This is a genomic window from Streptomyces sp. NPDC001492 (assembly GCF_053597275.1).
The window spans coordinates 360,808-370,358 of record NZ_JBSFHW010000006.1; the positions used below are offsets into that span (position 1 = coordinate 360,808).

10 protein-coding genes and 1 pseudogene are annotated in these 9,551 nt (G+C 70.4%); 6 read left to right on the plus strand and 5 right to left on the minus strand.

Annotated elements, in window-relative coordinates; genetic code table 11:
• Positions 1 to 19: 19 nt before the first annotated feature.
• A complete protein-coding gene (locus ACWC1K_RS11165; RefSeq protein WP_450830373.1) occupies positions 20 to 1,297 on the plus strand; it encodes a thymidine phosphorylase in 1,278 nt (425 codons plus the stop codon).
• A 96-nt stretch (positions 1,298 to 1,393) separates the two neighbouring features.
• A complete protein-coding gene (locus ACWC1K_RS11170) occupies positions 1,394 to 1,978 on the plus strand; it encodes a Uma2 family endonuclease (protein WP_450830326.1) in 585 nt (194 codons plus the stop codon).
• Position 1,979: 1 nt separating this feature from the next.
• Here the strand turns inward: ACWC1K_RS11170 and ACWC1K_RS11175 are convergent, their stop codons facing one another.
• The gene (locus ACWC1K_RS11175) at positions 1,980 to 2,900 is read right to left on the minus strand and encodes an AEC family transporter (RefSeq protein WP_450830328.1); all 921 of its coding nucleotides are present in this window, start codon (positions 2,898 to 2,900) and stop codon (positions 1,980 to 1,982) included.
• 146 nt (positions 2,901 to 3,046) lie between these two features.
• Here ACWC1K_RS11175 and ACWC1K_RS11180 point away from each other — a divergent pair, with 146 nt between their 5' ends.
• Positions 3,047 to 3,433, plus strand: coding sequence for an STAS domain-containing protein (locus tag ACWC1K_RS11180; RefSeq protein WP_450830329.1), 387 nt, complete (start codon positions 3,047 to 3,049; stop codon positions 3,431 to 3,433).
• Here the strand turns inward: ACWC1K_RS11180 and ACWC1K_RS11185 are convergent.
• Positions 3,317 to 4,318, minus strand: coding sequence for a sigma-70 family RNA polymerase sigma factor (locus ACWC1K_RS11185; RefSeq protein ID WP_450830331.1), 1,002 nt, complete (start codon positions 4,316 to 4,318; stop codon positions 3,317 to 3,319). The two genes, ACWC1K_RS11180 and ACWC1K_RS11185, sit on opposite strands and share 117 nt — an antisense overlap.
• Before the next feature lie 231 nt (positions 4,319 to 4,549).
• Positions 4,550 to 5,854 carry an MFS transporter gene (locus ACWC1K_RS11190; RefSeq protein ID WP_450830333.1) on the minus strand — a complete coding sequence of 435 codons (1,305 nt, stop codon included), beginning with the start codon at positions 5,852 to 5,854 and terminating at the stop codon, positions 4,550 to 4,552.
• A gap of 63 nt (positions 5,855 to 5,917) precedes the next feature.
• Here ACWC1K_RS11190 and ACWC1K_RS11195 point away from each other — a divergent pair, with 63 nt between their 5' ends.
• Positions 5,918 to 6,880 (plus strand): LysR substrate-binding domain-containing protein, encoded by a 963-nt coding sequence (locus tag ACWC1K_RS11195; protein ID WP_450830335.1) that lies wholly within the window; start codon positions 5,918 to 5,920, stop codon positions 6,878 to 6,880.
• A gap of 31 nt (positions 6,881 to 6,911) precedes the next feature.
• Here ACWC1K_RS11195 and ACWC1K_RS11200 read toward each other — a convergent pair whose 3' ends face one another.
• Positions 6,912 to 7,673, minus strand: a complete 762-nt coding sequence (locus ACWC1K_RS11200; protein WP_450830337.1) for an alpha/beta hydrolase — start codon at positions 7,671 to 7,673, stop codon at positions 6,912 to 6,914.
• 113 nt (positions 7,674 to 7,786) lie between these two features.
• Here ACWC1K_RS11200 and ACWC1K_RS11205 point away from each other — a divergent pair, with 113 nt between their 5' ends.
• Positions 7,787 to 8,944 (plus strand): adenosine deaminase, encoded by a 1,158-nt coding sequence (locus ACWC1K_RS11205; protein ID WP_450830339.1) that lies wholly within the window; start codon positions 7,787 to 7,789, stop codon positions 8,942 to 8,944.
• A gap of 139 nt (positions 8,945 to 9,083) precedes the next feature.
• The gene (locus ACWC1K_RS11210) at positions 9,084 to 9,434 is read left to right on the plus strand and encodes an ATP-binding protein (protein WP_450830341.1); all 351 of its coding nucleotides are present in this window, start codon (positions 9,084 to 9,086) and stop codon (positions 9,432 to 9,434) included.
• Here the strand turns inward: ACWC1K_RS11210 and ACWC1K_RS11215 are convergent.
• A pseudogene (locus ACWC1K_RS11215) lies at positions 9,414 to 9,551 on the minus strand (VIT1/CCC1 transporter family protein); the annotation flags it as partial. The gene ACWC1K_RS11210 and the pseudogene ACWC1K_RS11215 overlap by 21 nt on opposite strands.

Sequence of the window (9,551 nt, forward strand, 5' to 3'; positions counted from 1 at the left end):
AGGAACGCACCCCATGGCCATGGACGCCATCTCCGTCATCCGCACCAAGCGGGACCGCGGTGAACTCAGCGACGAGCAGATCGACTGGGTCATCGACGCGTACACCCGCGGGGAGGTCGCCGACGAGCAGATGTCCGCGCTCGCCATGGCCATCCTCCTCAACGGCATGAACCGCCGTGAGATCGCCCGCTGGACCGCCGCGATGATCGCCTCCGGCGAGCGCATGGACTTCTCGTCCCTGTCCCGCCCCACGGCCGACAAGCACTCGACGGGCGGCGTCGGCGACAAGATCACCCTCCCGCTGGCGCCCCTGGTCGCGGCGTGCGGAGCGGCCGTTCCCCAGCTGTCGGGCCGCGGCCTCGGCCACACCGGCGGCACCCTGGACAAGCTGGAGTCGATCCCCGGCTGGCGCGCGCTGCTGTCCAACGAGGAGATGCTGAACGTCCTCGACACCACCGGCGCGGTGATCTGCGCGGCGGGCGACGGCCTGGCCCCCGCCGACAAGAAGCTGTACGCCCTGCGCGACGTCACCGGCACGGTCGAGGCGATCCCGCTGATCGCCTCCTCGATCATGTCGAAGAAGATCGCGGAGGGCACCGGCTCCCTGGTCCTGGACGTCAAGGTGGGAACCGGTGCCTTCATGAAGACGATCGAGGACGCCCGGGAACTGGCGTCCACGATGGTGGGCCTGGGCACCGACCACGGCGTGAAGACGGTCGCGCTGCTGACGGACATGTCGACCCCGCTGGGCCTGACGGCCGGCAACGCCCTTGAGGTCCGCGAGTCGGTGGAGGTCCTGGCGGGCGGCGGCCCCTCCGACGTCGTGGAACTGACGATCGCGCTCGCCCGCGAAATGCTGGACGCGGCCGGTGTGAAGGACGCCGACCCGGCGAAGGCCCTGGCCGACGGCTCCGCGATGGACGTCTGGCGCCGCATGATCGCGGCCCAGGGCGGCGACCCGGACGCGGCCCTGCCCACCTCCCGCGAGCAGCACGTCATCAAGGCCCCGTCCTCGGGCGTCCTCACCCGCCTCGACGCCTACGACATCGGTGTCGCCGCCTGGCGCCTCGGCGCGGGCCGCGCCCGCAAGGAGGACCCGGTGCAGGCGGGCGCGGGCGTCGAGATGCACGCCAAGCCGGGCGACACGGTCACCGAGGGCCAGCCCCTGCTGACCCTGCACACCGACACCCCCGAGCGCTTCGAGTACGCGCTGCAGGCGGTGGAGGGTTCCTACGACATCGGGGCGGCGGGGACGGAGTTCTCGGCGTCGCCCGTCGTGCTGGAACGTATCGCCTGACCAGGGGAGTTTCCCTTTCGAGTGAACGGGATCGGTGGACCCCCACCGGTCCCGTTCGGCATGCTGGGATCGGTGACGCAACCGAAGGAGACCGCCATGAGCGCACTCACCGTGGGCCACGACCCCGAGCAGAGCTGGGACGACCTCGTCCGGTTCTGGGAGGAGATGGACTGGCCCGAGGGCAGCAAGGTGGAGATCATCGAGGGGATCATCACCGTGTCACCTGCTCCCGCACCCCGTCACAACGTGATCGCGGAACGCATCCAGCGTCGCCTGTACTCCGTGATCCCTGAGGACTGGGGGGTCTACCAGACACAGGCCATCGCCGTCCCTTCGCGGCTGGGCATGTTCATCCCGGACATCCTGGTCGCCCCGGTCCAGGAGTGCACCGAGGCGGACACCTATCTGCCGGGCGCCGTGGCCGAACTCGTCGTGGAGGTCACCTCCAGGAAGAACGCCCGCCACGACCGCGTGAGCAAGCCGGCCGCCTACGCCTCCGCAGGCATCCCGCTCTACCTCCTGGTCGACCGCTGGGCACCCGAGGGCCCCACCGCGACGCTCTACGGAGAGCCGCACGGAGACGTGTACCGCCCGCTCGCTGTCGCCAAGTTCGGCGAACTCCTCACCATCCCCGCTCCCTTCGACCTCGTCATCGACACCAGCGAGTTCCCCGAGACCTGAGTCACCCGAGCAGCGCCGCCACAACGACCAACACCGGCACCGACAACACCGTCGACAGCAGGATCGAGTCCCGCGCCAACCCCTCCGCCACCCGATAGCGGCTCGCGTACGTGTACAGGTTCTGCGCCGCCGGAAGCGCCGACGTCACCACCACGTCGAGGAGTTGGTGACCACGCAGCCCGAACACCCCCACCGCCAGCGCCCAGGCGGCCACCGGCTGGCCCACCGCCTTCAGTGCGACCGACAGGAACACGGGGAACCTGTCGGCGCCCCGCCCCGGCATCGTGCTGCCGCACAGGGAGATGCCGAAGGCCAGCAGGACCGCAGGGACCGACATGTTGCCGATCAGGGTCAGCGGGTCCATGACGGGAGCCGGGACCTTCAAGCCGGTCGCCGACACCGCCACCCCGGCCAGCGACCCGACCGCGATCGGGTTGCGCAGCGGCGTGAGCAGCCGTAGCCACAGCGGGCCCTTCTCTCCCTTGCCGGAGAGGTCCAGGACCGTCAGGGCGATCGGCGTGACCGCGATGATCTGGAACAGCAGCACCGGCGCCACCAGCGAGGCGTCGCCCAGCACATACACCGCGATCGGGATGCCGAGGTTGCCGGAGTTGACGTAACTGGAGCACAGGGCGCCGATCGTCGTACGGCCCACACTCCAGCCCCGCACGACACCGACCGCGACGAAGACACCGGCCGCGGCCGCCGTGCTCATGGCCGTCACCAGCAGCCGGCTGGAGAAGATCACCGACAGGTCGGCCTTCGCGAGCGTCGTGAAGAGGAGCGCGGGGGAGGCCACGTGGAAGGCCAGCTTGGTCAGGACCTCGCGGCCGTGTTCGCCGAGACGCCCCTGGCGTCCGATGCCATAGCCCACACCGATGACGACCGCGATGACCGCGAAACCCGTCAACACGCCCTGCACGGCGCCTCCTTGACGGAGTGGAGGAGACCGTCGGGTATCCAGGGCGGTGCTGATGCTTGGGGCATACACCCAACCTTCTTGGGAAGGTGGGAGCGGGTCAATGTGATCCCGGTCGGTGGACACGCCCGGTAGTCGGGTGTGCCGCGATGAGTTCCGCCCGCCGGCCCGGTCTACCGATCGTGGACGCCATGACACCCGCCGTACTCGTGCTGCCCGGCCCCGTCACCCGTGACGAGGTGGCGGGGCTGTGCGAGGACGTGCGCGAGCTGCTGGAGTCCACCGGGGCCGCGGTCGTGGTGGTGGACGTCGCCGCGATCGGGCCACCGGGGCTCGGTGCCGTGGACCTGCTGGCGCGGCTGGAGCTGGCCGCCCGGCGGGCCGGGGGCCGGATACGGCTGCGCGAACCCGCCCCCTCGCTACACGCCCTCCTCGACCTGGTCGGGCTCCGCATCGAGGTGGAGGGGCAGGCCGAACAGCGGGAACCAGCGCTGAGTGTCGAGGAAGAAGTGGAACCCGGTGAGCCGGCCGTCTGATATCTCCAGCACCTGCACCGCCCACGGGGTGAAGCCGCCCTTCTCCGGGTCCGGTTTGTACTGGGCGAACCCCGGCAGCCCGTTGACCTGCACCGGCACCAGTCGCGAGCCCTCGCAGGCGGAGCCCAGCGTCGTCATGAAGCCCGTGATGTCGTCGTGGCCCGTCAGCCACAGGTCGAACGGCGGCATCGTCATCACGGCGTCCTCGTGCAGCAACGCCGTCAGCGCGGTCATGTCGTAGCCCTCGAAGGCCGCGACGTAGCGGTCGAGCAGCTTCTGCTGCTCCGGGTCGAGCGGGTCGGAGACCGCCGCGGCCGCGGCCTTCTCGCCCTCCCGCTCGGCGAGCGTGGCCCGGGCCCGCTGCAGGGCGCTGTTGACCGACGCCACCGAGGTGTCGAGCAGCTCGGCGACCTCGCTCGCCTTCCAGGCCAGCACCTCGCGCAGGATCAGCACCGCGCGCTGCTTGGCGGGCAGCTGCTGCAGGGCCGCCATGAAGGCGAGCCGCACGGACTCCTTCGCGACGGCGGCTTCCGCCGGGTCCTCGACGGTCGGCAGCACGCGGGCGTCCGGCATCGGCTCGAGCCAGGTGTTGTCCGGGCGGGGGGAGAGGGCGGCCCTGGCGAGGGGCGTCGACTCGCTCAGGTCCATCGGGCGGGCGCGCTTGTTGCCTGCGGTCAGCATGTCCAGGCAGACGTTCGTCGCGATGCGGTACAGCCAGGAGCGGAGGCTGGAGCGGCCCTCGAACTTCTCGTAACTGCGCCAGGCGCGGACCATCGTGTCCTGTACCGCGTCCTCGGCCTCGAAGGAGGAGCCGAGCATGCGGTAGCAGTAGCCGGTCAGCTCGACGCGGTGTTTCTCGAGCCTGACGTCGAGGTCTGTCGTCATGGTCCACCCACCCCTGTGGCCGTTCTGTGTCGCGCCTTTGCGCCCAGCACGTCCGAAGCTAGCGCAGGGCACTGACAATGGCGTGCCGAGCGGGGAAAGGTGCAGGTGGGCTCGGGTTGCCGTCCCCAGGGGACTCCGCCCCCTGGACCCCCGATCGGCCTGAACGGTCTCGTCCTCAAACGCCGGACGGGCTGAGAGCAGCCCCTCCGGCGTTTGAGGAGCGAAGAAAGCTCAGTGCGCCGGCACCGGGCTCCGCCGCGCGGCGACCCGTGCCGCCCGCGACCCGAGCACCGTGATCGTCACAACTCCCAGCACCGCCAGCAGCCCGACCCCCACGGTCCCGGCCCAACCCCCGGCGTGGAACGCCAGCGCCCCCACCGTGCTCCCCGCACTCGACCCGACGTAGTACGCGGACTGGTACAGCGCAGACGCCTGCGCCCGCCCCGCCGTCGCCGTCTTGCTCACCGCCGACGACGCGACCGCATGCCCCGCGAAGAACCCGGCGGTGATCAGCACCAGCCCCAGCAGAACCGGGACCAGGGAACCCGCGAGGGACAGGACCAGGCCCGTCGCCGTCGTGCCGCCCGCCAGGTACAGGGCCCCACGGCGACCCAGCCGCCCCACCAACCGCCCGGCGGTGGACGCGGACACCGTACCCACCAGGTACACCAGGAAGATCGACCCGATGATGCCCTGCGGCAGCGAGAACGGCGCCTCCGTCAGGCGGTAACCGATCACCGTGTACACCCCGCCGAATACCGTCATGAAGAGCGCGCCGATCGCGTACAGCCGGCACAGCAGCGGGTTCGACAGGTGGTCGCGCACCGTCCGGGCCAGCACCCGCGGCCGCAGCGAGCCCGCCTTGAAGTGCCGCGGAGCGGGCAGCAGCAGCCGGAAGGCCACAGCGCACACCACCGCGATCGCACCGATGACACCGACCGCGACGCGCCAGCCCCATTCCTGCGCGACCCACCCGGTGATGACCCGGCCGCTCATACCGCCGACACTGTTGCCCGCGACGAACAGCCCGATCGCCGTGACCAGCGCCTTCGGCCGGACCTCCTCCGCGAGATAGGCGGTCGCCGACGCCGGAAGCCCGGCCAGCGCGGCACCCTGCACCGCCCGCAGCACCACCAGCGCGGTCAGCGAGGGCGCGAACGGGACCAGGAGCCCCACCGTCACCGCGACCGCCAGCGAGCCCGTCATCACCGTACGACGCCCGAACCGCTCCGACAGCGCACTCATCGGAAGGACGAACACCGCGAGGCCACCGGTCGCCGCCGCCACGGTCCAGCTCGCCGCACTCGCCGCCACGCCGAACTCGCCGGAGATCAGCGGCAGCAGGGCCTGCGTGGAGTAGAGCAGCGCGAAGGTCGCGACCCCCGCGAGGAAGAGCGCGAAGCTCATCCGGCGGTAGCCGGGCCCGCCCGGCGTCATACGGGAATCGACGGCAGGGCCGGCAGAGGCGACGGGGACAGCGGGGACAACGGATGCGGCGCCCACGACGGTGGACGCCCCGGTACTGGCGGGAGACATGCCTCGAAGCTACGTACGACCCGGCTCATCCGTCCAATGCATGGAATCGCCATAATCGTTCCCATGGTGCATCAACAGAGGTCACAAGCTCGCCTGTCACCGTCCAGTGACACAAAAGACACCGAGGACATCGTCTCGCTGCTCGCCCCGCGCCTCGCCCACTTCGCCGGGGTCGCCCGCACCGAGCACGTCACGCGCGCCGCCCAGGAGATGCAGGTCCCGCAGTCCACCCTCTCCCGGGCCATGGTCCGCCTCGAACAGGATCTGGGCGTCGACCTGTTCGCCCGTCGCGGCCGCACCGTCTCGCTCACCTCGGCCGGCCGCACCTTCCTCGGCTCCGTCGAACGCGCCCTCGCCGAGATCGAGCGCGCCGCCGAGGAGGTCCGCGCCGACGCCGACCCGGCCACCGGCAAGGTCGCCTTCGGCTTCCTGCACACCATGGGCGCGGAGACGGTTCCCGGCCTCATCCACGCCTTCCGGGCCGACCACCCCCGCGTCCGCTTCAGCCTGGTCCAGAACTACGGCGAGGCGATGCTGGAGAAGCTGCGCGCGGGCGAACTCGACCTCTGCCTGACCTCCCCGGTCCCCGACGCCCCCGACCTGGTGGCCCGCCGCCTCGACGAACAGAAACTCCGCCTGGTCGTCCCCGCCGACCACCCGCTGGCGTCCCGCCGCCGCATCCGCCTGGCCGAAGCAGCCGACGAAACCTTCGTCACCCTCGAACCCGGCTACGGCATGCGCCGCATCACCGACGACCTCTGCAAGGAGGCCGGCTTCCGGCCGAGGATCGCCTTCGAAGGGGAAGAAGCGGAGACCCTACGAGGCCTGGTGGCAGCAGGCCTCGGAGTAGCCCTCCTGCCCCCACCCGCCTTTCCCCGCCCGGGAGTCGTGGAACTCACGGTCACGGCCCCGAGAGCGGCAAGGGAAATCGGCGTGGCATGGCTGGACGGCCACCCGGACACACCCCCGGTGGCCGCCTTCAAGAGGTTCCTGCTCTCAAGAAGGGGCAACTTGCTCCCTGCCTGAGCGGCGGCGAACAACCCGGACCCCCGAGGTCTCACCGGCGCAGAGATTTACCGAACCCCGCAGCCAGGGGCATCCGCAGTCCCAACGGCGGCGGAGCCGCCAGCGCATCCTCCACCGGCCGCGAAAACGACCGCCCGAACAACACCCCCATCACGAAGTCCTCGGCCAGCGCGTGCACTTCACTCCGGTACTGATGCAACCCATGACCGTCGGAGTGCACTTCGAACCGGCACACGTCCCGGTTCGCCTTCTTCGCCCGCGCCGCCAGCCGGAAGGACAGCTCGGGGTCGCAGACCTCGTCCCTCGTGCCGTGAACGATCAGCACCCGCCGCCCCGCCAACTGCTTCACCGGTTCAGGCGAAGCCGCGACGTCCTCCCCCGGCAGCCAAGGCGCCATCGCCAGGACGGAGTTGACCGCCTCGTGCCCGCCCGCACGCAGTGCGGCCCGGCCGCCCATGCCGAGGCCGGCGAGGCAGACGGGGACGTCGCCGTAGCGCCGTACGGCTTCGTCCGCGGCCCAGGAGGCGTCTGCTGCCAGATGGGCCTCGCTGCCGTTCCAGCCGCGGTAGCGGTAGTGGACGACATGTGCGGCGAGGCCCTCCTCCCGCCCCGCGCGGGCCAGACGGCGGCCCAGTGCGCGTACGGAGGCGGTCGCCAGCACGGGGGACGGTCTGCGGGCCGACTCCTCGTCGCCGCCGGGGAGCAGCAGAACCACTCCGCTCACCGCCGTCGGCTCCGGGCCGAGTGCCCTCCCCAGCCGGGCCCGTCGAACCGGCGTCGCTTGGTGTGCCATGACAGAACAGTGTCAGAAGCGCGGGTGTACGTGCCCTGTCCATGCGGTCACCGTTACGTATCGACGGAGTTGTACAACCCGCGATCTACGCGCGTAGGAGGTAGAGTGCGGAAATGACGAGCCAGACCATCTCGAACACCCCGACGCCGGAGCAGATCCGCCGGGCGCCGAAGGTTCTGCTGCACGACCACCTCGACGGCGGCCTCCGCCCGGGGACGATCGTCGAACTCGCCCGCGACACGGGCTATGACCGCCTCCCCGAGACCGACGCCGGCAAGCTGGGCGTCTGGTTCCGGGAGGCCGCCGACTCCGGTTCGCTGGAGCGGTACTTGGAGACCTTCTCCCACACCGTCGGCGTGATGCAGACCCGCGACGCGCTGGTGCGGGTCGCGCGCGAGTGCGCCGAGGACCTCGCCGAGGACGGTGTGGTGTACGCCGAGGTGCGGTACGCCCCCGAGCAGCACCTGGAGGGCGGGCTGACCCTGGAGGAGGTCGTCGAGGCCGTCAACGAGGGCTTCCGGGAAGGGGAGCGGCTCGCGCGGCTCGGCGGTCGCCGGATCCGCGTGGGTGCCCTGCTGACCGCCATGCGGCACGCCGCCCGTTCCCTGGAGATCGCCGAACTCGCCAACCGGTACCGGGACTTGGGGGTGGTGGGCTTCGACATCGCGGGCGCCGAGGCCGGTTACCCGCCCACCCGGCACCTCGACGCCTTCGAGTATCTGAAGCGCGAGAACAACCACTTCACCATCCATGCCGGTGAGGCCTTCGGGCTGCCGTCCATCTGGCAGGCCCTGCAGTGGTGCGGCGCCGACCGGCTCGGACACGGCGTGCGCATCATCGACGACATCCAGGTGCACGCCGACGGCTCGGTGAAGCTCGGGCGGCTCGCCTCGTACGTACGCGACAAGCGCATCCCGCTCGAACTGTGCCCCAGCTCCAACCTCCAGACCGGGGCGGCGGAGTCGTATGCCGAACACCCGATCGGACTGCTGCGCCGACTGCACTTCCGTGCGACCGTGAATACGGACAATAGACTCATGTCGGGCACGAGTATGAGCCGGGAATTCGAGCACCTTGTCGACGCCTTCGGTTATTCGCTCGACGACATGCAGTGGTTCTCCGTCAATGCGATGAAATCAGCGTTCATTCCTTTCGATGAACGACTGGCGATGATCAATGACGTGATCAAGCCTGGATATGCCGAGCTGAAGTCCGAATGGCTGTTCCAGCAAACGGCTTCCACCAGCGGTTCTGTGCCCTCGGAGGGGTGACCGGGGATATCGGGGTGTGTGGAATGCGGACGGGTATTCACAACCCGTTCGCATTTCGATGTTTGCGGCGGGTGGGTGCCCGTGTTTACGGTCGAGACACCGCTCACATTTCCGCAACCCCATTTCGAGGATGCATTTCATGAAGCAGTCTGCTGCCAAGACCCTCGGTGTCGCCGCTCTCGGTGCCGCCTTCGCCGCCACGGGCGCGGGCGCCGCGAACGCGGCCCCGGCGGTCCCGGACGCCACCGGCATGCTGGGCTCCGTCACCAGCGCGCTCCCGGCGCAGAACGTCTCTCAGGCGCTGCCGGGTGCCCAGGCGGCGGTGGCCCAGGGCAAGCCCACCCTCGAGCGCGGTCTGTCCTCCGTGCGGCCGTCGGCCGGCGCGCTCACCGACGGATCCGCGCCGGTGGCCGGGCTGCTCGGTGGTATGCCGGTGCAGTCGAGCCTGCCCACGCACGGGCTGCCCGTGAACGGTCTGCCGCTCGGCTGACCCGCCTCCCGAACGCGCCGATGGGGCGCACCCCGGCCACGGGGTGCCGAAAACCGCGGGCCGCAGCCAGCCGCCGTTCACATCCCGGTGCGTGTGGTTGTCGCGGTGCGCCACGTG